This window comes from Pseudomonas helleri (assembly GCF_001043025.1).
In the GTDB taxonomy this organism is placed as follows: domain Bacteria; phylum Pseudomonadota; class Gammaproteobacteria; order Pseudomonadales; family Pseudomonadaceae; genus Aquipseudomonas; species Aquipseudomonas helleri.
The window spans coordinates 25275-49176 of the sequence record NZ_JYLD01000016.1; the positions used below are offsets into that span (position 1 = coordinate 25275).

Annotated in this window: 21 protein-coding genes and 1 pseudogene; 13 read left to right on the top strand and 9 right to left on the bottom strand. The window is 58.5% G+C overall.

Translation table 11 applies throughout. The features are described 5' to 3' along the window. Positions 1-168: 168 nt before the first annotated feature. The 3 genes from TU84_RS26685 to TU84_RS26330 form a co-directional block, all read right to left on the bottom strand. Positions 169-690 carry a hypothetical protein gene (locus TU84_RS26685; RefSeq protein ID WP_048372661.1) on the bottom strand — a complete coding sequence of 174 codons (522 nt, stop codon included), beginning with the start codon at positions 688-690 and terminating at the stop codon, positions 169-171. Positions 691-900: 210 nt separating this feature from the next. Beyond that, complete coding sequence (locus TU84_RS21420; protein WP_088500284.1) at positions 901-1539, bottom strand: helix-turn-helix domain-containing protein; 639 nt, start codon at positions 1537-1539, stop codon at positions 901-903. A 5-nt stretch (positions 1540-1544) separates the two neighbouring features. Then, positions 1545-1706 carry a hypothetical protein gene (locus TU84_RS26330; protein ID WP_164488153.1) on the bottom strand — a complete coding sequence of 54 codons (162 nt, stop codon included), beginning with the start codon at positions 1704-1706 and terminating at the stop codon, positions 1545-1547. A 317-nt stretch (positions 1707-2023) separates the two neighbouring features. Here TU84_RS26330 and TU84_RS21425 point away from each other — a divergent pair, with 317 nt between their 5' ends. The 7 genes from TU84_RS21425 (at position 2024) to TU84_RS21460 (ending at position 9159) form a co-directional block, all read left to right on the top strand. Next, a complete protein-coding gene (locus TU84_RS21425; RefSeq protein ID WP_048372663.1) occupies positions 2024-3061 on the top strand; it encodes an isopenicillin N synthase family dioxygenase in 1038 nt (345 codons plus the stop codon). A gap of 28 nt (positions 3062-3089) precedes the next feature. Then, positions 3090-3905, top strand: a complete 816-nt coding sequence (locus tag TU84_RS21430) for a MetQ/NlpA family ABC transporter substrate-binding protein (RefSeq protein WP_048372665.1) — start codon at positions 3090-3092, stop codon at positions 3903-3905. Next, positions 3902-4882 (top strand): methionine ABC transporter ATP-binding protein, encoded by a 981-nt coding sequence (locus TU84_RS21435; RefSeq protein ID WP_048372667.1) that lies wholly within the window; start codon positions 3902-3904, stop codon positions 4880-4882. Before TU84_RS21430 ends, TU84_RS21435 begins: the two co-directional genes overlap by 4 nt. After that, positions 4879-5550: a methionine ABC transporter permease gene (locus TU84_RS21440; protein WP_048372669.1), complete on the top strand. Its 672-nt coding sequence runs from the start codon at positions 4879-4881 to the stop codon at positions 5548-5550. Before TU84_RS21435 ends, TU84_RS21440 begins: the two co-directional genes overlap by 4 nt. Positions 5551-5674: 124 nt before the next feature. Next, on the top strand, positions 5675-6700 hold the full coding sequence (locus TU84_RS21445; RefSeq protein ID WP_048372671.1) for a GlxA family transcriptional regulator: 1026 nt from the start codon (positions 5675-5677) through the stop codon (positions 6698-6700). A 575-nt stretch (positions 6701-7275) separates the two neighbouring features. After that, a complete protein-coding gene (locus tag TU84_RS21455) occupies positions 7276-8079 on the top strand; it encodes a porin family protein (RefSeq protein ID WP_323370618.1) in 804 nt (267 codons plus the stop codon). Between the two features lie 24 nt (positions 8080-8103). After that, positions 8104-9159, top strand: coding sequence for a linear amide C-N hydrolase (locus TU84_RS21460; protein ID WP_048372675.1), 1056 nt, complete (start codon positions 8104-8106; stop codon positions 9157-9159). 23 nt (positions 9160-9182) lie between these two features. On the opposite strand, the gene TU84_RS21465 is transcribed toward TU84_RS21460, so the two are convergent. Further along, positions 9183-10031: a LysR substrate-binding domain-containing protein gene (locus tag TU84_RS21465; protein ID WP_048372677.1), complete on the bottom strand. Its 849-nt coding sequence runs from the start codon at positions 10029-10031 to the stop codon at positions 9183-9185. A gap of 171 nt (positions 10032-10202) precedes the next feature. On the opposite strand from TU84_RS21465, the gene TU84_RS21470 reads away from it, so the two are divergent. Next, positions 10203-11693: an MFS transporter gene (locus TU84_RS21470; RefSeq protein WP_048372678.1), complete on the top strand. Its 1491-nt coding sequence runs from the start codon at positions 10203-10205 to the stop codon at positions 11691-11693. A 423-nt stretch (positions 11694-12116) separates the two neighbouring features. Here TU84_RS21470 and TU84_RS21475 read toward each other — a convergent pair whose 3' ends face one another. Next, positions 12117-12578, bottom strand: coding sequence for a MarR family winged helix-turn-helix transcriptional regulator (locus TU84_RS21475; RefSeq protein WP_048372680.1), 462 nt, complete (start codon positions 12576-12578; stop codon positions 12117-12119). Positions 12579-12640: 62 nt separating this feature from the next. On the opposite strand from TU84_RS21475, the gene TU84_RS21480 reads away from it, so the two are divergent. Next, on the top strand, positions 12641-13777 hold the full coding sequence (locus tag TU84_RS21480; protein ID WP_048372682.1) for an FAD-dependent oxidoreductase: 1137 nt from the start codon (positions 12641-12643) through the stop codon (positions 13775-13777). A gap of 108 nt (positions 13778-13885) precedes the next feature. Here the strand turns inward: TU84_RS21480 and TU84_RS21485 are convergent, their stop codons facing one another. After that, a complete protein-coding gene (locus TU84_RS21485; protein ID WP_048372683.1) occupies positions 13886-16327 on the bottom strand; it encodes a TonB-dependent siderophore receptor in 2442 nt (813 codons plus the stop codon). A 291-nt stretch (positions 16328-16618) separates the two neighbouring features. Here TU84_RS21485 and TU84_RS21490 point away from each other — a divergent pair, with 291 nt between their 5' ends. The 3 genes from TU84_RS21490 (at position 16619) to TU84_RS21505 (ending at position 21013) form a co-directional block, all read left to right on the top strand. Then, entirely contained in the window at positions 16619-17656 is a 1038-nt protein-coding gene (locus tag TU84_RS21490; RefSeq protein ID WP_048372685.1) for an ABC transporter substrate-binding protein, read from the top strand. Between the two features lie 573 nt (positions 17657-18229). Beyond that, positions 18230-19009 carry a hypothetical protein gene (locus TU84_RS21500; RefSeq protein ID WP_048372689.1) on the top strand — a complete coding sequence of 260 codons (780 nt, stop codon included), beginning with the start codon at positions 18230-18232 and terminating at the stop codon, positions 19007-19009. Positions 19010-19183: 174 nt separating this feature from the next. Beyond that, on the top strand, positions 19184-21013 hold the full coding sequence (locus TU84_RS21505) for a hypothetical protein (RefSeq protein WP_048372690.1): 1830 nt from the start codon (positions 19184-19186) through the stop codon (positions 21011-21013). A gap of 38 nt (positions 21014-21051) precedes the next feature. Here TU84_RS21505 and TU84_RS21510 read toward each other — a convergent pair whose 3' ends face one another. The 3 genes and pseudogenes from TU84_RS21510 to TU84_RS21520 form a co-directional block, all read right to left on the bottom strand. After that, positions 21052-22017, bottom strand: coding sequence for a FecR family protein (locus tag TU84_RS21510; RefSeq protein ID WP_048372693.1), 966 nt, complete (start codon positions 22015-22017; stop codon positions 21052-21054). Further along, positions 22010-22543, bottom strand: coding sequence for an RNA polymerase sigma factor (locus TU84_RS21515; protein WP_048372695.1), 534 nt, complete (start codon positions 22541-22543; stop codon positions 22010-22012). Before TU84_RS21515 ends, TU84_RS21510 begins: the two co-directional genes overlap by 8 nt. Before the next feature lie 111 nt (positions 22544-22654). Beyond that, positions 22655-23011: pseudogene (locus tag TU84_RS21520) on the bottom strand (glyoxalase superfamily protein); the annotation flags it as partial. Positions 23012-23224: 213 nt separating this feature from the next. Between TU84_RS21520 and TU84_RS21525 the strand changes: the two are divergent. Beyond that, positions 23225-23710, top strand: coding sequence for an AAA family ATPase (locus tag TU84_RS21525; protein WP_048372698.1), 486 nt, complete (start codon positions 23225-23227; stop codon positions 23708-23710). The last annotated feature ends 192 nt before the right edge of the window (positions 23711-23902 follow it).

Sequence of the window (23902 nt, forward strand, 5' to 3'; positions counted from 1 at the left end):
AGACAGATAATGCAGTTGCAACAAGTGTTTACCTGCAATGGCAGCGATAAAGGCTGTATTGCTTGGGTAAACAGGCGGTGCAACGGCTATTTCTGCTGCTCGGCCGTCACCTTGCGCGGGCCTCGGGGCGCTCTAAAATCGAACCCAGAATTTCTACATGACTGTCGATTACGGAGTTTCGAACATGATGAACGCCATGCAAATGCCAATGAACACCTCCATGCCAATGATGCCGATGATGGGCATGCCGATGATGATGGCCACCATGAAGTGCGAAATGACCGACAAGGGCATGAAGTGCACCATGAAGCCAGCTGCGGGCATGGACATGGCGATGTTCAAAAACAACGCCGAAATGATGGCGATGATGATGAATTGCGGCATGCCGATGATGATGCAGTGCGCCAACATGTCGATGATGTGCATGTCTGAAGAGGGCATGGCGATGATGAACAGCATGTCGAGCATGAACATGCCGATGATGATGCCAATGGGCATGCCTATGCCGATGATGAAATGCGTCATGGAATGCAAAATGGAAGCAGATTGCATGACCTGCATGATGATGCCGATGCCCGGCATGAGCATGGACATGATGAACAACTGCTGCATGTTGATGATGAAAATGATGAACGACTGCGCCATGCCGATGATGATGAGCTGCAATGGCATGCCAATGATGTGCTGCACCTGCTAACCCATCAACCCGTAACACCCCGCCCGTAGCAGTTGCCGAGCACCGCGAGGCTACGTCCGGCGACGCAGTCGTCGTAAATGGTCCAGAACGTCAGGCTTTGCAATCGCTGCGCAATTGGACGCAGCCTCGCCAAGCTCGTCAGCTGCTACGGGTGGTGCAAGCTTGTGAAAAACCCGGACGTTCCCCGTCCGGGTTTTTTGCATTTAATCCAGGCGCTCCGGGTAGGTAATCACCAGAAACGCCACGGCCTCGCTGTCTGCCGGGTTGCGATAGCGGTGGGGCTGGTCGGCATAGAACAGGATCGAGTCCCCGGTAGAGAGTAAATAACGTTCTTCGTTAACGCTGACTTCTACCACTCCCTGGGCCACCACCAGGTTCTCCTGAATGCCGGGGCCATGCCCCTCGGACACTTCTTCGCCCAATGGCTTGAGGCGAATCTCGTAAAACTCGGATTGGCGCGCCCTGTCGTAGGGGAACAACGCCCGGCTGGTGAACGCACCACTGGCACTGACCAGTCGTTTGCTCTGTTGCGCCGGCAGCAGCTCGACCCCTTCAAACGCGCGGTTTTCAAGAAACGCGGCCACCGAAACTTTCAGCCCCTTGGCGATTTTGCACAGCACCTTGATCGACGGCACGCTGCGCCCGGACTCAATCTGCGCCAGCATCGCCCGACTCACGCCGCTGGCGCGGGCCAGTGCATCCAGTGACAAATAGCGCTTGCTGCGCAGGCGTTGCAGGTTGAGGGCGACGCATTGGCCAATGGCGTCATCGTCGCCGTTATTACAGTCTTTGGCGGGGGGAGGGAGTTCTGGCAGATCAGGAACGGTGTGCAGGTAATTCATCCACGTTACGCCCGGCGGGTATCGCTGGACGAACTCACCGGCGGGGCAAAAAACACGGCGATCCCGGCTCGTGCTGCGTACGCAGTCCACATCAGCTCAGCCGCCGCACGTGCCTGACGGCGTTTTCGGTAAAGGGCGAAATCAATCACATTGGCAGATACGGACATGGGCAGTTCTCTTGGGCAGTGGCAACTCACTGGCTCCACAGTAATCCGTTGTTCTTATTTCTATAAATAATGAATTTTCATTTGTTAATTCGATTTTGGACTTAGCGTCACTACAAGTTCAGGCAAAAAAACCTCTGTAGGAGCGAGCTTGCCTCGCGATCTTTTGATCTTTTAAAAGATCGCAAGACAAGATGAGTTTTTACCTAAGCTAATTCTAAAAAGGTATTGGATGGTGATTTTTAAGATCGTTTAGCTTTAATGAAACGCAGGGCAGTTGCACCGCCCGCGATCTTCATTGATTCACATGGGAGTGAAGCATGCCGCATACAAGGGATATCACCGCCTTGCCAGTCCTCGACTTGTCGCTGCTTGAAGGCACCGTGGCGCAGCGTCAGGGCTTTTTTGAGGAGTTGCGTAACGCGGCACGGGACGTTGGCTTTTTCTATTTGACCGGGCACGGCATCGACAGCGAATTGTTGAGCCAAGTGCAACAGCATTCACGGCAATTCTTCGCCTTGCCCGACGCCGATAAAGCGGCCGTCGGGATGATCAACTCCCCGCACTTTCGCGGCTATAACCGCGCCGCTTCCGAGATCACCCGTGGCAAGCCCGATCTGCGCGAGCAGTTCGACCTTGGCGCTGAACGGGCGGTGCTGCCCACTGACCCAAACAGCCCGTTCTGGGCACGTCTGCAAGGCCCCAATCAGTGGCCCGAAGCGCTGCCCGAGCTGAAACCCTTGCTGCTGGAATGGCAGCAGGCGATGACCGCCATGTCCTTGCGTTTATTGCGCGCGTTTGCCCAGGCGCTGTCGCTGCCCGAGCACGCCTTTGATCAGTTGTACGGCGACACACCCAATGAGCACATCAAGTTGATTCGCTATCCGGGCCAGGCGGCAGATGCCAGCAACCAGGGGGTTGGGGCACACAAGGATTCAGGCTTTCTGAGTTTTCTGTTGCAGGACCAGCAAGCGGGTTTGCAGGTCGAGGTTGAAGAGGGCCGCTGGATTGACGCACTGCCGCGCGCCAACACCCTGGTGGTGAACATTGGCGAGTTATTGGAGCTGGCCACCAATGGCTATCTGCGCGCCACCGTGCACCGTGTGGTGTCACCGGCCCAGGGCAGCGAGCGTTTATCGATCGCGTTCTTCCTTGGGGCCCGACTGGATGCCGTGGTACCGCTGTATCCATTGCCTGCGGCGCTGTTGCGCGAGGCCCGCGGGCCTGCCAGCGACCCGGACAACCCGTTGTTTCGGGATGTGGGCTGGAACTACCTCAAGGGTCGCCTGCGCTCGCACCCCGATGTCGCCCAACGTTATTACGCCGATGCACTGATTCCCGACGCGCTGAGCGCTTGAGTTCCTCACCCGATCAAGGATTTTGACCATGTTCAAGCAAACAGGATTGACCCTGGCGGTGCTCGGCGGCTTGCTGACGTCTTACGATGCATTGGCACTGGAAACCCTGCGGATAGCGGCAGACCCGGTGCCCCATGCGCAGATTCTGGAGTACGTGCGCAAAATCGACCCGGAACTGAAGATCAAGGTGATCGAACTCACCAGCGGCATCAACGCCAACGAGCTGCTGGCCCACGGTGATGTTGATGCCAACTACACCCAGCACTTGCCGTATTTGAAGTCTCAGGAGCAGGCCCTAGGGCAAAAATTTGCCGTGGCCGCGACCGTGCACATCGAGCCACTGGGCATTTATTCCCAGCGCCATAAAAGCTTCGCCGATGTGCCGGTCAAGGGCACCGTCGCCGTGCCCAATAACGTGACCAACCTCAGCCGTGCCCTGTATCTGCTGCAAGACAACGGCCTGATCAAGCTCAAACCCGGTTTCAACGACCCCGCCGCAGAGCAGGCAACCCCCAAGGACATTGCTGAAAATCCCAAACAACTGAAAATCCTCGAAGTCGAGTCGGCGCAGATCCCACGGGCGCTGGGCGATCTTGATCTGGCGGTGATCAATGGCAACTACGCGCTGGAAGCCGGGCTGGTGCCGGCCAAGGACGCCTTGGGGCTTGAAAAGGTCGAGCACAACCCGTACGCCAATATCCTGGTGACCACCCCCAAGTTGCTGGATGACCCGCGCATCAAGCGCCTGGCCAAGGACCTGACGTCGCCCGAGGTGGCCACGTTTATTACCGATTCCTACACCGGCTCGGTGTTGCCCGTGACCCAGGTGGGTGCCCAACCATGATCAGCATCGAGCAGTTGAGCAAGACGTACCTACCGGGGCAGGCGCCTTCACTGGATCAAGTGTCATTGTGCATTCCAGACGGTGCCATCTACGGGATTCTTGGGCGTAGCGGGGCGGGTAAATCGACGCTGCTGCGCTGTCTCAACCTGCTCGAACGGCCCAGTGCCGGGCGTATTGTGCTGGACGGTGCAGACCTGACAGCGTTGTCAGATCGTGAATTGCGCCTGCAACGGCAACGCATCGGCATGATCTTTCAGGGCTTCAACCTGCTGCACTCGCGTAATGTTTTTGACAACATCGCCGTGCCTCTGGAAATAGCCAAGGTCAGTAAAGCGCAGCGTCAGGCGCGGGTGCTGGAGTTGTTGGAGCTGGTAGGCCTGAGCGACAAGGCACTGGCGTTCCCGTCGCAGTTGTCCGGCGGGCAAAAGCAGCGGGTGGGCATCGCCCGGGCCTTGGCCGCGCGGCCTGCTTACCTGCTTTCTGATGAAGCAACCAGCGCCCTCGACCCGGAAACCACAGCCTCGATTCTTGAACTGCTGCGCGACATCAATCGCCAGTTGGGGCTGACCATCGTTCTGATCACCCACGAGCTGGACGTGGTCAAGTCCATTTGTGACCACGCGGCTTCACTGGCCAATGGTCGTCTGGTCGAGGCGGGGCCGATTGCTCAGTTGTTGGCCAACCCCGACTCTGTACTCGGTCGCTCCTTGTTACCGGGCTACAGCACCGCGCTGGGCAGTGACGCCCAGGTACTGGAACTGAGCTTTTTTGACTCGCTGCTGGCCACGCCAGTACTCAGCGAATTGACTCGCCAGCACGGTGTCGCAGTGGACTTACTGGCCCAAGGGGTTGAGTCGGTTGGCGGGCAAAATGTGGGCCGTTTGCGCGTGGCCTTGCGTCAGCCGGGCAGCGAACTGAAGTTGACCCAGGTCGTGGACTTTCTTAAACAGCGCGGCGTCAGGGTAGAACGCACATGAACCGAACCATCGATTGGAACGAGATTTTGCAACTGGTGTTCAATGCCACCGGAGAGACCCTGTACATGGTGCTGCTGGCGGGGCTGTTTACCCTGCTGATCGGCTTGCCCTTGGGGGTATTGCTGTTTATCAGCCGCAGTGGCGGCATTTATCCGATGCCGCAATTGCATAAAAGCCTGGGCGGGCTGGTCAACCTCGGGCGTTCATTGCCGTTCGTGGTCATGCTCATCGCCTTGATCCCGCTGACCCGGCTTATCGTCGGTACCACGTTGGGCAGCACGGCGGCGGTGGTGCCCATCACCATTGGCGCGTTCCCGTTCTTTGCGCGAATTGTCGAAAACGCCCTGGACGAAGTCGACAAGGGCCGCATCGAAGCGATCCTCGCCATGGGCGGTGATCTGCGTGACGTGATCTTCAAAGTGCTGCTGCCCGAAGCCTTGCCGGCGTTAGTGGCGGGCGTGACCTTGACCCTGGTCATGCTGATTGGTTTTTCATCCATGGCCGGGGTTATTGGCGGCGGCGGGCTGGGTGATTTGGCCATTCGCTACGGCTATCAACGCTTCAACAACCAGGTGATGGTGTTCACCGTCATCGTGCTGGTGGTTCTGGTACAGAGCGTGCAAAGCCTGGGCGACCGGATGGTGCGTTCGTTGGCGCATCGGCGTTGAGGTGTGGTGCATTGGCGAATGCAGGCATTCACCCTTCACGGGTGAAGTCAGCATTGTTCTGATAATCGATACCTGTGCAGGTATGATCGGCCCGGTACATGCGGCTGTTCGTTAACTTGACCAGATGGATCGAATCGTGATTGAGCGTCGTCAATTCAGTGCCGGCCTGAAAGGCAAAAACCTGCGCTATCTAAGCGAAAATCCGGGTCTGGACCGGCCAACGGTGTGCGTGGGTTTTGTCCTGCTTGAGCACTTTTCTCTGCCTGCGTTTACCCAGGCGCTGGATGCCCTGATCACCGCCAACTTGTTGCGCCCAGGGTTGTTTGCCACCCAGACTTTCGGCCTGGCGCAAGGCGAGGTGGTCAGTGACCTGGGGCTGGTGATCCGGCCCGATTCGCAGCTTGATGCAGCGCAACTCAACGCGCTGGATGTGCTGGTGGTGTGCGGCGGCTACCGCACTGAACTGAACAGCGATGAGGCGTTTACTCACGTGCTTAAAACCGCTGCGCACCAGGGCATCACCCTGGCCGGGTTGTGGAATGGCGCCTGGTTTCTCGGCAGTGCAGGGTTGCTGGAGGGCTATCGGTGTGCGATTCACCCTGAGCATCGTCCGGCGTTAGCCGAAGTGTCCAAGGCGGCGCATGTGACCAGTGAGCCTTTTGTGATTGACCGCGACCGGCTCACGGCGTCCAGTCCCTCGGGGGCGATTCAGATGGCCCTTGCGTGGATCAAGAGCCTGCATGACAAAGCGCTGGTCGAAGGGGTCGAGGACATTCTGGCGTTTGAAGAGTCGCGTTACCGACGTATCAAACCCACCGAAAAAATCAGCGTCAGCGCGCCCTTGCGTGAAGTCTTGAAACTGATGGATGCCAATCTTGAAGAGCCGCTGGAGCTGGAGCAGTTGGCGGTGTACGCGGGCCGCTCACGTCGCCAGCTTGAGCGGTTGTTCAAGGAACAGCTGGGCACCACGCCACAGCGCTATTACATGGAGCTGCGCATTACCGAAGCGCGTCGCTTGTTGCAGCACACCGAATTGTCCCAGGTTGATGTGCTGGTGGCGTGCGGATTTGTCTCGCCCAGTCATTTCAGCAAATGCTACAGCGCCTACTTTGGCTATCGGCCGTCCAAGGAAAAACGCCTGGTTAAATAGCGGCTGGGCGATGATCAAAAGATCCAGAACGCGCCCGTTCTTATCAAACATAAAATAAGTGATTGATTCTAAAGGCTCTGTAGGAGCGAGCTTGTCTCGCGATCTGTTGATCTTGATCTGGTTTTTGATCTGAGAGGCCCCGTTAAACCACGCTGGCCGAACGCGGCGGGCCCACCTAGCAAGGCCTGTGGTGAGGGCATGCCGAGCCACAGCGAGGCACCGAGGGGTTGGGGCAAAAAGTGTTTGGTTACTTTGCGCTTTCAAAGTGACGCGGCGTAAGGCCGGAACCCTAAGTGGCCGTTGCCGCAGCAACGGATATGTACAAAAAATCAAGAGCCCCTCACCCTAGCCCTCTCCCGAAGGAGAGGGAACCGATTGGGGGATGCTGAAGATATTCGGTGGCCTGTTTGCTGCGCGACAGCGCGGCATCGAAGACGGGGTGGCGGGTCCTGCAGGTTTTCGCGGGCATGTATTAGCGGTTCAGGATGGCTGTGCTATACACAGTGGTCAGAAATTTAGAACTTGCAGTCAGGAAGACGAAAGCGATGACACTGAGGCTAGTTGCGGCTAAGCAGATGTTCAGAATGATGTGCATTGCCTGGCCTTTAATGGGCGTTTACACGACGGCAAATGCCGACGATTCTCAGGGCAAATCCAGTACTGATAAAGATGAATGGCTGGTATTGGTCAGCCCTTTTGTCTGGGCCCCGGCCATGAATGGTCAAGTGGCGTTGGGCGGGGTTGATGCCAAGGCGGATGTCGGCTTTCGCGAGATTTTCAATAATCTCAACCGGGTCTTTATGGGCAACCTGGAAGTCACCAACCGCAAACTGGGCTTTTACCTGGACGGGGTCTACGCCAAGACTAGCCAGTCTGAGCGTGCCTACGGCCAGAAAATCGGCCTGGACATCACCCAGAGCACCCTGGCCGGGGGCGTGTATTACCGGGTGTATGAATACGCTTTAGGCGGCAACAATGTGTTTGGCGAGCCACGTAGCTGGCGGGTCGAGCCCACGGCGGGGCTGCGCTGGACCAAGCTGTCGACCAAGGTCGAGATCGACCCGGTGGGCTACAGCACCAAGAAAAAATCCGAGTGGACCGACCCGTTTGTAGGGCTGCGCATGCAGGCTGACCTGACCGATCGCTGGACGCTGTCTGGCGCGGCGGACACCGGCGGGTTTGATACTTCATCGAAAAAGACCTACAACGCCCAGGCTTACCTCGGCTATCGCCTGTACCTGTTCGAAAACCCGACGATTGTGCGGGTCGGTTATCGGGTGCTGGCGCAGGAATACAAAAGCCGGGATTTTACCGGCAACACCTTTAAATACGATGTGACTCAGCGCGGCCCGGTGTTGGGCTTGTCCATGCGTTTCTAATCTGTTTTTGCAAGGATCAACGGAATGAAAAAGCCTGTTCTCAAAGCGCTGGTACTGGCGGTATCAGGGTTTGTTTTATCACTGCCATTGGCGCAGGCGTGCACCCGGCTGGTGTACTTGGGCGACGATCACAGCGTGATCACGGCCCGTTCCATGGACTGGAAAACTGACGTCGCGACCAACCTGTGGGTGTTTCCCAAGGGCATGCAGCGCACGGGTGAAGTGGGGCCTTCGTCTGTCAAGTGGACCTCCAAGTACGGCAGCCTGATTGCCAGCGGTTACGACATTTCCACCACTGACGGCGTCAACGAAGCCGGCCTCGCGGCCAACGTTTTGTGGCTGGTTGAGTCGGAGTATCCGCCGTTCAACAAGGACAAACCTGGCTTGAGCATTGCCGCTTGGGCGCAATACGTTCTGGACAACTTCAGCACCGTGGCTGAGGCCGTTGAAGTGCTCAAAACCGAGCCATTCAATGTAGTGACTGCGCAAGTGCCGGGCGAAAGCCGACTGGCCACGCTGCACCTGTCGATGTCTGATGCCTCGGGCGACAGCGCGATCATTGAATACATCGACGGCAAGCAAGTGATTCATCACAGCCGCAAGTATCAGGTGATGACCAACTCCCCGGCATTCGAGGCCCAGTTGGCGATGAACGCTTACTGGCAGGCGATTGGCGGCACGGTCATGTTGCCCGGCACCAACCGGTCTGCGGACCGCTTTGCCCGTGCGTCGTTTTACGTGAACGCGGTGCCCAAGGATCAAGATGCGCGTTTGTCATTGGCCAGCGTGTTTAGCGTGATCCGCAACGTGTCGGTGCCTTACGGCATCACCACCCCCGGCGAGCCGAATATCTCCTCGACTCGCTGGCGCTCGGTTATCGACCACAAGCAGGGGCTGTACTTTTTTGAGTCGGCCGTCACCCCGAATACATTCTGGGTGGACCTGAAAAAACTGGATCTGTCCCAGGCCACCGGCAAGGTCAAAAAGCTCGATCTGGGGCCGAATCAGAGCAACATCTTCTCTGGCGAAGTGTCGGACCGCTTCGAAGTGGCAGCGCCGTTCAAGTTTGAAGGCGCTTAATCAGGCTGTTTCTGCGAGGCCTGTCATTCACATTCACCGATCAGCAATTGCCCGAATGCGCAGGCCGCCGGAGTTTTGGTAGTGGTGCTCCAGATAAGCCGGAAGTCCGCTTCGGGCAACGCTGGCAGGCCGTAGTGGTCGTCAATCACGCGCATGCCGGGCTCCAGATCACCCAAGGGCAAAGCGGTCACGGCCAGCCCGGCCAGTACCGCTGCGCGCAAGCCTTGCTGGCTGGGTGAGGTGAACGCCACCCGCCATTGCACGTCGGAGTTTTGCAGCGCGTCGATGGCCACTTGCCGATGTACACAAGGCATGGGGGCAAAGGCCAGCGGTAGCGGGTTCTCCCCTGAGAACTCGAAGTCGTGCGCAGCCGCCCAGACAAAGTGAGTTTCACGCAAAACCGTGCCCCCCGGCGGGCTGCCCGGCAGTGCCAGCACCACGGCCAGATCAAGCTTGTCGGTGTCGACCTGTGCGCGCAGGTCAAGGTATGGGCAAACCGTGACGTCCAGGCGCACGGCCGGGAATTGGCGGGTAAAGCGCGTCAGCAACGGCGGCAAACCGTCACCGATAAAGTTCTCGGGCAGGCCAAAGCGCACGGCACCTGACACCGATGAGGTGGTAAAACGGCGGATCAACGCGTCCTGTGCCTTGAGGATGCATTCGGCGTGGCGCAGAAAATCCTCGCCATCTTCGGTCAGCGTCAAACTGCGGGTGGTGCGGCTCAGCAGTTTGGTTGCGGCCTGTTCTTCGAGACGCCGGATCTGATGGCTTATGGCCGATTGGCTGATGTGCATCCGCTCTGCGGCACGGGTGAAGCTGCCGGTTTCTTTGATTGCAATAAAGGCGCGCAACAGCGCCGGGTCGAAATCCATTTGGCCCACTCATGATAAAAGTTAATAAAACCTACGAAATTAAATCATTTTTGTCATTTTTTAATTGCTCGCAGAATGCGCGCGGTCGCCTGAAGACACCTCGGGTGATGCTGGCAGTAATACCTTATGGAGCCTTTGCCAGTAACTATCCCTTTGATCTGGAAGATCGCCATGCTGTTCTCCCCCGCACAAAAAGATGCTTTTACCCTGGCTGCCGTGTGCATTGCAGCCCTGATGTTTGGCCTCGAAATATCCAGCGTACCGGCCATCCTGCCTACCCTTGAGGCAGAGCTGCAGAGTAATTTCAGCGATTTGCAGTGGATCATGAATGCCTACACCATCGCCTGCACCATGGTGCTGATGGCCATCGGCACACTGGCGGATCGGTATGGGCGTAAACGCGTGTTTATGATCAGCCTGGTGCTGTTCGGCATCACCTCGTTGAGCTGCGGCCTGGCACCCGACAATGACGTGCTGATTGCCAGCCGTTTTCTGCAAGGCATGGCGGCAGGGGCGATGTTGATCTGCCAGGTGGCGGTGCTCTCCCACAGATTTCAGTCAGCGGCTGCACGGGGTAAAGCCTTCAGCGCCTGGGGCATTGTCTTCGGCATTGGCCTGGGCTTTGGTCCGATCATTGGCGCGGGCATTGTCGCCGTGTCGAGTTGGGAATGGGTGTTTCTGGTGCATGCGCCGATTGCAGTGCTCGCGCTGCTGCTTGTGATCGCCGGGGTCGACGAGTCCAAAGACCCACAACGTCGGCGTCTGGATGTGCTGGGCATTACGTCGCTGTCATTGGCGGTGCTGGGGCTTTCGTGGTTTTTGACCCAAGGCGCGGTCACCGGGTTTGGCACCCGCGAGGCCCTTTTCAGCTTGTTCGCGGCGGTGCTGAGTTTTGCGGTGTTTGTAGGGTCGCAGCGCCGTCGCAGCGATGCGATGTTCGACTTTTCGGTTCTGCGTATTCGGCGTTTCTCGGGCGCGTTGATTGGCGCTGCGGCGATGAACTTCAGTTTTTGGCCTTTTATGATCTACCTGCCGTTGTACTTTCAAAACAGTCTGGGCTACAGCAGCGTGGGTACCGGCTTGGCCCTGCTGGCGTATACCTTGCCGACGTTGGTGGTGCCGCCATTTGGCGAACGTCTGGCGCTGCGCTACCGCGCCGAAAGGGTGATCCCCGTGGGTTTGTTCACCATCGGCCTGGGCTTTTTGTTAATGAAATGGGGCAGCAGCGTCGAGCAGGCCAGTTGGCTGACCATGCTGGCCGGTTGCGTACTGGCCGGGACCGGGCTTGGCCTGACCAACACCCCGGTGACCAATACCACTACCGGTTCTGTACCCAGCGAGCGTTCAGGCATGGCCTCGGGCATCGACATCAGCGCGCGCATGATCAGCCTCGCGGTGAACATCGCGTTGATGGGTTTTATCCTCGTGCAAGGCACGCTGTCTTCGTTGCGTGGCAGCGTGACCGGCCTGGTCGATGAGGAGCAATTGCGCGTGCTGGCGCAGACCATTTCAGCGGGTAGCGTCAATGGCGCAGGGCAGGGCGCGGCATTGGCCCACGGCTTCGGCTGGGTGATGCTGTATGGCGCGATGGCGGCATGGTTGTTGATGGCGGCCAGTTTGTGGGTATTTCGAGACCGTACTGTAGTCGCTGCCCAAGCTTGAGGCTGCGATGGGGAGCGAAGCGCCCCCAAATGGCGGTCCTGCGGCCCGTATCGCAGCCTTCGTGCCTCGTCAGCGACTACAGGGAATTGCGGCGCGTGGGCATGGCTGTACTTGTAGTCGCTGTCGAAGCATGAGGCTGCGATGGGGAGCGAAGCGCCCCCAAGCGGCGGTCCTGCGGTCCGCATCGCAGCCTTCGTACCTCGTCAGCGACTACAGAGAATTGCGGCGCGTGGGCATGGCTGTACTTGTAGTCGCTGCCGAAGTATGAGGCTGCGATGGGGAGCGAAGCGCCCCCAAGCGGCGGTCCTGCGGCCCGCATCGCAGCCTTCGTGCCTCGTCAGCGACTACAGAGAATTGCGGCGCATGGGCATGGTTGTTGATGACGGCCAGTTTGTGGGTGTTTCGCACCGCCAGTGCCCGGCGCTAGAGCAGCGCTTCTTCAATCACCATCCGGTCCAGGTTTTGGTTGAGGCGACGCAGTAAAGCCAGCAGTGTTGCCGCCTCTGCGTCGCTAAAACCTTCCAGGGCGCGGCTGCTGTCCGCATCCAGCGCTTCGCGGGCAGCGGGCAGTTTTGCCAGTGCGGCGCCGGTCAATGAAATCAGTTGACTCCTGCGGTCATCCGGGGCCGGGGTGCGCTGGATCAGGCCTTCACGTTCCATTCTGACCAGGGTTTGCGCCATGGACGGCTGTTCGACCCGGGTCAATTGGGCGAGGCTTTTCTGTGACAGCGCCTCGCCATTGCGCAGCAGGTAGAGCACCGGGACCTGAGCAACATTGAGCCCCAGGCTTTTGAGGCGCCGCTCGCCCAAACGGGCAAAGCTGCGCGCTGCCATGTTGATCAGCGGGGCCGGTTTGGCGAACAAATCCCAATCTAGTGTGTTCATGTAAATGGCTACTCGAGCGTGCTATATAGGCGCCTATATAAATTGAATGAGGCGCCGTGTCCATGACTCAATTACTTCGCATTGCCATTATTGGCGCCGGTCCTGGCGGTTTGACCCTGGCGCGGATCCTCCAGCAGCACGGTGTGCAGGCGACGGTGTTCGAGCGTGAGGCGCATGCCCATGAGCGACCGCAGGGCGGCACGCTCGACCTGCATGTCGGTTCCGGGCAGCACGCCATCGAGTGCGCGGGGTTGTCCGAAGCGTTCATGGGCATTGCCCGTTATGAGGACCAGGGCGATCGCCTGTATGACAAGACCGGGCATTTGATTTACGCCACGGATGACACCGCAGCGCAGGGCGAGCGCCCGGAAGTTGACCGGACGGCGCTGCGCGAGATGCTCCTGCAATCACTGGCTGGGCCCTCCGTTCACTGGGGCAAGACCTTGCAGCGCGTGCAGCCCCGTGAGGAAGGTACATGGGAGCTGGTGTTCGAGGGCGAAACCGTCGGGCCTTTTGACTTGGTGGTGGGTGCAGATGGCACGTGGTCACGGGTGCGGCCGTTGCTGTCGCGTTATCAGCCAGCCTACACGGGGCTGACGCTGGTTGAGTTTGGCATCGATTCGGCTGACAGCCGCTACCCGGCGTTATCCGCGCTGGTGGGGCCTGGCAAAATGGATGTGCAAGGCGACGGTCGCGGGTTGATTGTGCAGCGCAATGCCCATGCGCATTTGCGCGGTTATGCGATGTTTCGGGTGCCGGCAGGCTGGGCCGATGCGACCTTTGCATTCAGCTCACCGGCAACAGCACGCGCCCGGCTTGAGCAGGAGTTCAGCGGGTGGGCGCCGGTGTTTACTGATTTGATCCGCGCCAGTAACGACCTGCTGGTTGCACGGCCATTGTATGCGCTGCCCGTGGGGCATCACTGGCCCAACCGGAACGGACTCACCCTGATAGGAGATGCAGCGCACGTGATGTCGCCATTTGGTGGGGAAGGGGTGAATGCGGCGATGCTTGATGCGGCCGAGCTTGCGCGCCATTTGGTAAACAGTGATGACTGGCGCGAAGCGGTAAGGGCGGCTGAAACCGCAATGTTTGAGCGGGTGATCGAGCCGGCGACCCACGCTGCAGAGGCAGTGGCCACCGCGTTGTCTCATGTGGGGCTGGAGCTTTCGCTGGAGCACTTTAAACAACGCCTGTAGTCGCTGTCGAAGCATGAGGCTGCGATGGGGAGCGAAGCGCCCCCATACGGCGGTCCTGCGGCCCGCATCGCAGCCTTCGTACCTCGTCAGCGACTACAGAGAACTGCGTTAGAAATCCCAGCGCGTGGTCACCATGAAGTTGCGCGGTTCGCCGTACACCGCCGAGTTATAGAAGCCAATGTTGGTGAAGTAGTATTTGTCGAACAGGTTGTTGACGTTCACCGTGGCCGAGAGGTTTTTGCTGATCTGGTAACGGGTCATCAGGTCAACCACCCAGTAGTCCGGCTGTTCAAACTTCTCGTACTGGCCGTGCGGGGAGTTCCAGATGTTTTGCCACGCGGTGTTCTGCCAGCGTGCGCCGCCACCCACGGTGAATTTGTCCAGCTGGCCTTGCAGTTTGTAGCTGGTGTACACCTTGAACTGGTCCTGCGGTTCGAAGGTGGAGATTTTCTCGCCGTTGTCGTCGCGCACGATCTTGTGGGTGTAGCCGCCTTGTACCTGCCAGCCAGGGCTCAGTTCGCCCGACAGTTCAAATTCAAAGCCTTTGGTCCGGGCTTTTGTACCGACGAACGCATAGTTGGAAGGGGTCGGCTTGAGGTTGTTGTAGGCATCATCGGGTACTGAACGGTTGCTTTCTTTGATCTCGAAGTAAGCCAGGCTAGCGTTCAGGCGGCCTTCAAGGAATTCGGCCTTAAGCCCCACTTCGTAGTTCTCGCCTTTATCCGGATCAATCAGGCGATCATTGCGGTCGCGGTTGTAGTTTTCCTGCGGAATGAAAATATCGGTGTAGCTGGCGTACACGGAGTAGGTGTCATTCAGGTCGTAAATGGCCCCGACATAGGGTATGAAGCGCCCGGATTCACGGTACGACGGCGTGTTGCCAGTCATGTGGTAGTCCACCACGCGGCCACCGACCAGCACTTTCAAGTCATCAGTAACATTGAAGCGGGTGGTCATGTAGGTGCCGGTCTGGCGAATCACGTCGTCGGTATATTGGCCAACAGGCCCCCAGGCCGGTTTTTCGGCGTGGCCGTCCCAGTTGTTGAAGTCCACCAGATTGGTGCCCTGGTAGATGGGGTTCCAGTAGCCTTGACCCTTCCAGTGGGCCGAGCTGATCGAGCCGCCAAGGACCATTTCATGTTCGCGACCAAACAGCTGGAAGGGGCCGCTCACATACAGGTCGGCCGAGTTGCTGCGCGTGTTGCCAACGTAGCGTTGGGCGTTGATCGGGGTGGTGCCGTCTTCATACGGGTAGTCACCCTGAATCGAGCCCATTTGCGCATCGTAGCCATTGAGCTTGTGGTCCAGTTGCAGCTTGGTCACCCAGCCTTCGCCCAGGTCATGCTCAAGCGTGGCGAACACGGTGCGGGTGTATTGCTTCCAGTTGCTCCAGTCGGTGCCGTTGTTGAACGAGCGCTTGACGCTGTTGAGGTCGCCCTTGGAATTGATCAGCGGGTAGCTGCCGGACCAGCTCGACCCCATGGGTTTGTTGTCCTGATAGTCGCCGCCCACGGTCAGTAGTGTGTCGGGCGTCAGGTCAAATTCGAGAATCCCGTAGAACACCGAGGTTTTGCGCGAGTAGTGGTCCTGGTACGAGTTTTTGTCCTGATAGGCCGCGACTGCGCGGCCACGCACGTTACCGGTTTCGGTCAGGGGGCCGCTTACGTCTACTTCGCTGCGGTAGTCGTCCCACGAGCCCGCACCGAGCGTGGCATGGCCTTTGAACTCGGAGGTGGGCTTTTTACGCACCAGGTTGATCACCGCGCCCAACGAACCAGCCCCGGTGAGCAGGCCGGTGGAACCCTTGATCACTTCAATACGGTCATAAATGGCCGTGTCGCTCAAGGTGTTGCCCGATGAATAGCCGACGTTGGTGGTGGCCGAAGGGATGCCGTCGTACTGGAAGTTGCTGATCGAGAACCCGCGTGCGTAGTAGTTGCTGCGGTCGCTGTCATAGGCCGACACGGTGATGCCGGGGGTGTGGCGCATCACGTCGTCGACGTTGTTGAGGCCGAAGTCGTCCATGTGCTGACGGGTGACGACGGTGACCGTTTGCGGTGTTTCACGCGGTGTCAGCACCAACCGGGTGGCGGTGGCGATGGTGCCTGGCGTGTAGGACCCCGAGCCTTCGGTCACGGTACCCAACAGGTTGGTAGTGACCGCTGTCGCGCCCAGCTCCAGTGCCGAACCGGTTTGCGGCACCGGCGCCAGCACCACGGCATTTTCGCCACTCGACTGGGCTTCAAGGCCGCTGCCGCTCAGCAGTTGAGTCAAGGCCTGGCGGGTGGTCATGGTGCCGTTGACGCCCGGCGAGGTAATGCCTTGGGCCATGTCTGCGGAGTAGGCGATTTGCAGCCCGCTCTGGGTGCTCAGCTGGTCCAGCGCGTTGGCCAGCGGCTGGCGCGCAATCGCGAAACTGTGGGTGTCCAGCGCTGTATTGATGACGGAGGTGGTTGCGGGCTCGACGGCCTGAACGTTGCTGTATGCGAGGAAAACAGCGAGCGCCAATGCGCTGCGTGCATAGGTGGTGTTGAGGGTAGGAAAGTACATGCGAGCCCCGAGTGAATAGGAAGTATTTGCAATAACAAACACCTTGACGGGTTGAGTTCGCGAAAGCCGTAAAACTTTTTGAAAATTTTTTTCGCGGGGCCCGCTTCTGCCTGCAATGAACTGCGTGGAAGCCTGCGATTGTTTAGTCAAAACCGATCCAAGCATCAGGAAAGCAGACTTTTACCCTCAATAGCACCGTGCCACCTTACGACGTTCATTCAGCCCGCAACAGGAGAGCAAGACCCATTCGAGTGATGTGCAATCACCCTTGAACAGTAGGAGATAACAATAATGATCAAAGCTCTGAAATTCGCAGTTCTGGCAACGGGGATCGTCACTGCCAGCCACGGCCTCGCGGCCGACCTCACCATCGTTTCGTTTGGCGGCGCCAACAAGGACGCCCAGGTAAAAGCCTTCTACAAGCCTTGGCAAAAGGCCGATGGTAGCAAGGTGATTTCCGGTGAATACAACGGGGAAATGGCCAAGGTCAAAGCCATGGTCGACACCGGCAGTGTGTCCTGGAACACCGTGGAAGTTGAGTCTGCCGAACTGGCCCGCGGCTGCGACGAGGGCATGTTTGAAACCCTCGACCCGGCGCAAATCGGCCTCGACACCAAAGACTTCGTGCCGGGCGCCATCCAGCCATGTGGCATCGGCTTTCTCGTCTACTCGACGGTACTGGCCTACAACACCAAGAAGCTGAAAGAGGCGCCTACCGGCTGGCAGGACTTCTGGGATGTCGAGAAATTCCCGGGCAAACGTGGTCTGCGCAAACTGGCCAAGTCGACCCTGGAGTTTGCCTTGATCGCTGACGGCGTTGCGCCTGCCGACGTCTACACCACCTTGGCGACCAAGGCCGGTCAGGACCGTGCCTTTGCCAAACTGGACCAGATTAAACCGCACATTCAATGGTGGGAGGCCGGTGCCCAGCCGCCGCAGTTTTTGGCTGCCGGGGACGTGGTGATGAGTTCCGTCTACAACGGACGGCTCTCGGCCGAGCAAAAGAAAAAGTATGACTTGGACCTGGTCTGGAACGGCGGGCTCTACGAGTTCGATTCCTGGGCCATCCCCAAAGGCGCCAAGCACCAAGACAAGACCCGCGAGTTCATCGCTTTTACGTTAGAGCCTGAGCAGCAGAAAAACTTCGCCGAAAACATCGACTACGGCGCCGCCAACATGCGCGCCATGGACCTGCTCGACAAGGCCCGGATCGCCGAACTGCCCACCGCGCCTGCCAACCTGGCGCAGCAGATTCCGGTAGATGCGCTGTTCTGGGCCGATCACGGCGAACAACTGGAACAGCGGTTCAACGCCTGGGCTTCGCGCTGACCTGAATGACACCGCCATGGTGGGTGCGCCATGGCGGTTGTCCTAATCGTATGCGGCTTTGTTTTTCAGGATTCGTCAACTCGGCAATCACGACCACTCAATACGAAGTCCGCACAGTCCCCAGTAAAGTCAGGCCGCGACAGTTTTTAATTTTCAAGCGGGGGATGTGTTTTTGCCTCGCAAAATTAATTTTCGCCCTCTTGTAGGACGCTTCCCAAAGTTACTCCTTGCGCCTTTTTAGCGTTGCGGGTGCCTTTTCGGTTATCTAGTGTTGGTATGTCGCTGCCGTGTCCCCTCGTTCGACCTGGAGACTCATTCCCTGCATCGCAGCGTGTGGTTCGACATCGTGTCCTTGAGCCGCTTCCTGGGAGCGGACCCGGAGTTCTCGTGGGATCTGGAGGAGTGGGTGGCCCATTACTGTGCATGCCGTGAGATTCCCGCCCACTATTACGATCTGCAGAAAATCCGCGACTGCCTGCAACGTGTACAGGCCTTGGGGCCTGGTCGGATGTATTACGAGCAGGCGCTGCCATGAGGTGGATGTACTGCTTTACACCGGCATTGTGCTATCGGATGGCCGCTCCCTCTGAAGGACGATCCTTTGCCGATGGTATTTTCGGCTTGGTCTTTAGCGTTGCGCCCTGGGCGGTCGGCGCTTATGTGCTGGTGTCGTTATTGCAATACAGCGTGCCGTTGTTGTTCATCTATAGGCTGAGCACTCTGGTGACGGCCCAGGGAAGTGCCGATGTCACGCTCCTGCTGTTCTTGGCCATCAGCGGTTTTTTGCTGGTGGTGAGCGAGCTCAATCTGGAACGCTACATCTCCTTGAGGTTATGCCGCGAGTTCGAGCGCCTTTTGGCGCGTAAAATGCACCTCCGGGTAGAGGTCTCGGTGCTGGAACGGGTAGTTTCGCGGGATTTCAGCATCATTCTCGACGGAATCGGTGCCTGCGTTAACCTGTTGGCGATTCCGGTTTTCCTGCTGCTTTCAATCCTGCTGGCGTTGTTGGTCTTTGGCCCCGCAGGGTTCTGGGCGGTTGCGGTGATCGGTGCATTCCTGCCGCTTTCCTATCTGTTGGCCAGGCTCTCGGACCATAATTACAAGCGGATCATGGACAGGGTGGCACAGCGTATCGAACAGTGTTCGGTATGGTTACGCGAAGGACCGTGGCTCAAGCAGTTCGCTGACCGCACAGCCTTGCAGAGTATTGAGCGGACGCTGGCGGGCGAACGCTTCCTGCGAAACGTGGATACGCTCCTGCGCGGTGCCGACAGCTATATCATCGGTTTCGGCCGCCTGATTCCTTTTGTCTTGCTGGGGCTGCTGGGCACCTCTGAATCGGCTATGGTCTGAGACGGGGCGATTTTCTGGCTGAGCATTCCGTTGCTGGCGGCGGTGCTCGCGTTACCCCGTTCCTATGTGAGTTACAAGGCTGTCGGCCGCTCTCTGAAAGAGCTCAATGGCCTGTATCAGAATTCCTCCAGGCATTCGCTATTACCCCCAGCTGCAGCCGATAAGGCGTGCGGTTTGATCGTGTTCGATGCCGACTGGCCGATCTGGCCCGGGTCTCTGATCGAGCTGATTCCTGGCCCGCTGGAGAGCCAACGCGAAGATCTGCACGCGTTGCTGGGTGCTTTGCGGCTGATACCCGAGCTAGGACAGGACCCACATCAGGTCCTGCAACTGCCTGTCGAGCTGAACGGGAGCAACCTCTCTGCCGGGCAGCGCTTGCGTTTGCAACTGCTGCGTGGGGTATTTATGGCTCGTGCCCAGGATGGGACCCTAAGTATTGATCACGACTTGTCGGCGTTGGATGCTACGGCTGCGTTGGCAGTGAAAGACGCTTTGGAGCGCCTGCCTTGGGTAAGCTTCAGCCCATCGGCCACAAGGGCGATAGCGCTGCGCGAAGGCCCGCTGGCCCAAGTCGGCGAGCGGATGGCTTCGCCAGTGCCTGCCAGAGACCCGCCGTCCGCCCGCTTCAGTCTCGCCGATCTGTTCAAGTACTGTGGCTGGGGTGTGTTGATGTTGTGGGTGCCGGCACTGATGATGAGCTATGCGGCCAACCTGACGCTGCCAGAGGCCGGTTATTCGCCGTGGCAGGTTCTGTTGTATGTCGTGGCCGGGGTAGGAGCAGGAATCGCGGGCGGGCTATTTATCGAGAATCTGTTGCGCAGCCGCTTTTCCCGCTTGTTCATCGTTGGCCTGCGAGACATCCGGGTCACCGGCCTGGCTGATGCGTTGCAGGTGGTTTCTCGCGATATCACCACTACATTCGAACGCATTGCCTGGTATGCCCACGACATTGCCTGGATCATCGCGTTGTTGCTGTGCAATGGCGTGGCCTTGTGGATGGGATTTGGCCTGTTCGGCATCGCCGTGGCGCTACTGTTCAGCGGTCTGCTGGCGGTGTTGTATCGTCTTTCGATCAACGAGCTGTATCGAACTCGAGTCGAGAGCGTGAAGGGATTCGACTCCCTTCTATGCTCGGCCCATGTGGCGTTTGCCATTTCCCGGATCGCTGGCGTGGGTTTCGAACGCTTGGGCGACTGGCTGGCGCTGACCCAGCGGGACGCGATAGCTGATGGGCTGCAGCATTTCTACACTACCCGCATGCGCAGCGTGATCGCCCGCACCATCACTGCGGCCAGTTGCACCTTGCTCAGCGATCTGGTGATTGTCCTGGTGGCCCTGATGGGCAGTTTTTATCAGACCCGCGAATCGGCTTTTGTGCTCGCGGTCACGGCCTTGCTGCTGGTGCGTTCCGACCTGGCCAATGTGTTTCTAGCCATCACGGGGTTCAAATCGCAGTCGGTGTCGGTGGAGCGCCTGCAACATTTTGCCCGGCCTAAAAGCTCGGTGGCTGTTGTGATCGCCGGGCAGAGCCTGCGCATCGCGCCCTTTATCGCTCAACGTGCCTATCGCGCTCTGCATCTGGAACTGGGCCGGTTATATTCGCTGTCTGGCCACTCCGGATCCGGCAAGAGCGAGTATCTCAAGGGCGTGGCGGGTATCACCGATGTGGTCATAGAAGAACCGGGCGCGACGCCGGACCTGACATCAACCCGCTATTACCTGGACAGCAATACCCTGGCGTTGCTCAGCGGTGCGCCCGGGGCAAGCAGATGGCTGGATACCTGGCTGAGCACATTGCCGAAGGAACGCCACCATCTTTTATTGCTGGATGAGCCGTTCAGCGCTTTGCCCTCCGAACAACTGGCCGAGCGTGTGCAGGCGCTGCATCGTTTCGTCGAGCGTAGCGGCAACACCTTGGTGTTGGTGGATCATCGTTGCCGACTGGAACATGACATCGAGCTCGGCGAGCTGGTCAGCGGCGACCGGCTCAGGAACGCGGTCTAAGTGACAGTTGCTCGTCGGGCCGTGACGATACTCAACTCTTAATGAATCACCAGCACGCCACCGGGCAAACGCGTCAGTCGGGTTGAAGTGACTTTATTCAGCGCCTCAACGATTGCCACGGGGTTGTTCAGTTGGTAATTGCCGCTGACACGGTGTTTGGCCGCTGTTTCGTTGAACAACAGGATAGGCTGCGGGTAGTAACGCCCGAGGGTGTTCAGCACCTGCGCCAGCGGCTGGTCCTGAAATGACAGTCGGCCTTGTACCCAGGCCATTTGCCGTTCAGCCCCGTCGCTGTTGAGGTCTTGCAAATGACCGTTTTCGAACTGTTGCCAGTTGCCGGCTTGCAACAGGCTTTGCTCACCGGCCTTGTCGGTAAAGCGCACCTTGCCTTCACGTACTGCGACGGTAACGTTCTCGCCTTGCAGGGCCACGCTGAATTGGGTGCCGACCACGGTGACGCGGGCGTCGGCGGCGTCGATTTCCAGCGGGCGCGATGGGTCATGGGAGGCTTCGATAAAAAACTCACCCCGCAATAAGCGGATGCGCCGGTGATCGGCGTTGATGTCGGTGCTGATGGCGCTGTTGCTGCCCAGCACAATCTGCGAGCCATCGCCCAGGGTGAGGTGTCTGACCTCTGCCACGGCAGTCATTTGATCGGCGCGCAGGTGCATCGGCAGGTCTGACAACCAGGCGCTGGTGAGCATGAGCAGCAGCATCGCAGCAGTGGCAAACGCCCACGCCTTGCGTGGCTTGTGGGCCGGGGCGGCGGGCAGGTCGAGATCCAGGTCAAGGCTGTGCAGCGCTTGCTCGAACGCATGGCTTTGCCACAGGTTTTCCAGGGTCTGGTAGGCGGCGCTGTGTTCGGGGTTTGCCGTACGCCATTGTTCAAAGCGTTGACGCAAGGCGGGTTGCCGGGCCATTTCTTCGCGCTGGGCGAACCAGTCGGTTGCCTGACGTTGCACGTGCTCGCTGGGCACAACAGGGGCGGTGGGTGAGTCAGTCATGGGCGGCTTGCTTCTGGATGGCTTTGGCGCAGGCATTAAGCGCAGTACGCAAATCTTTTTCAACCGTACTGATCGAAACATCCAGGCGCTGGGCGATTTCTCCTTTGGACAGGTCCTGTAATCGGCTCAGCACCAGAATCTGTTGCTGGCGCTTGGGCAAGGTCTTGAGGGCAGCCTGAAACTGCTTCAGGGACTGCTGGCCTTGCAGCTGACTGTCCGGGCCGGGGGCGGTGGTGGCGATTTCGGTCAAATGGCGCTCATCGCTGACCTGGCATTCGAAGCGCCTTTTGCTGCGTAAGCTGCGCAGGTGATCGAAGGCCAGGTAGCGGGCAGTCTGATACAAAAAAGGGTGCAGAAACTCCACTGGCCGGGTTTTCAGCGCATTGGCCACTTTTACATAGGTTTCCTGCGCCAGGTCTTCTGCCAGGCTGGCGCAGCCCACCACCCGCGAGAGCATCCGCACCAGCGAAACCCGCTGGTTGATGAAAAGCTCGCTCAGTTTTTGCTGACTGTCCTCTGTACTCATGCTGAACCGCTCCCGCCATTCCCACGCAAATCCAGCGTGCTCGGGGAGCATTCTAATGAGAACCAGTATCATTACCACATAATTTTTTATCAGCCCGCGCGGGTGGGCCTATCAGCGTTGGCAGAACCGAATGCGGTTGCCGAAAGGGTCGTGCACTTCCAGCACTTGGCCCCAGTCCTGTTGAACGATTTGCGGGCGCGCATAACCATAGTGTTTGGCCGCTAACTCAGCGTGAAACAGCTCGATATTGTGCATCGGGACAAACAGCGTCGAACCCGGGCTGGCATCGCCATGATGTTCCGACAAATGCAGTTCAAGCCCGTTACGGCTGATGCCCAGGTACAACGGCATGCCAGGTTCGAAGCGATGCTCGAACTCCACGTCAAAGCCCAGAAACTCGAGATAAAACTCCCGCGCCTTGGCCTCGTCAAACATTCGCAAGATGGGAATGGGTTTTTCAAATTCGATTGAAAACATGCTGCCTCCTGTCACCGACATGTCTGGATGCTCGCGCTGCCAAGCCTTGATGCTCAAGAGAGACAAAAGGGCGGGCAGCATCAGCCAGCGCCGAGCATAACCAAGCGGGCGCAAAGGTGAAAGTTGCGTGTTTCGGCTGGGCATTGCTTGCTGGCCCGATACCGGTTGGGCATGATCTTTGGCTCACCTTCAGGAAGGCTGCTTATGACCACCCCCGTTCTGCATTTGATGTGCGGCAAGATCGCTTCGGGCAAATCGACCCTGGCAAAGGCGTTGGTCGAAGAGCATGCGGCGATTTTGATGAGCGAAGATCGCTGGCTGGCGGCGCTTTACCCTGAGGAGATTCGCTCGGTAACCGATTACCTGCGCTGCGCCCGGCGCCTGCGTGACGTGTTGCAGCCCTTGGTGATCGACTTGCTGGGTTCCGGTGTCAACGTGGTGCTGGATTTTCCGGCCAACACCGTCGCCGACCGCCAATGGCTGCGGGCCTTGGCTGATCAGGCACAGGTTGCGCATTGTCTGCATTACCTGGACGTCGATGACGATACCTGCCGCGCCCGATTGCGCGCGCGCAACGCCAAGGGCGAGCATGACTTCGCCGCCACCGATGCAGAGTTCGACTTGATCACCCGTTACTTCAAGGCCCCGGATGAGCAAGAAGGATTGACCATAGTCTGCGAGACGCAATAAATCTGTAGGAGCGAGCTTGTCTCGCGATCTTTTGATCTTAAAACGTAAAAGATCGCAGCCTTCGGCAACTCCTACGCTTTTATTGCGTGCACCTGTAGTCGCTGACGAGGGACGAAGGCTGCGATCGGTCGAGCATCGGCCGTAAAAAGAGCCAAAGTTAAAAGATCGCGAGACAAGCTCGCTCCTACAGTT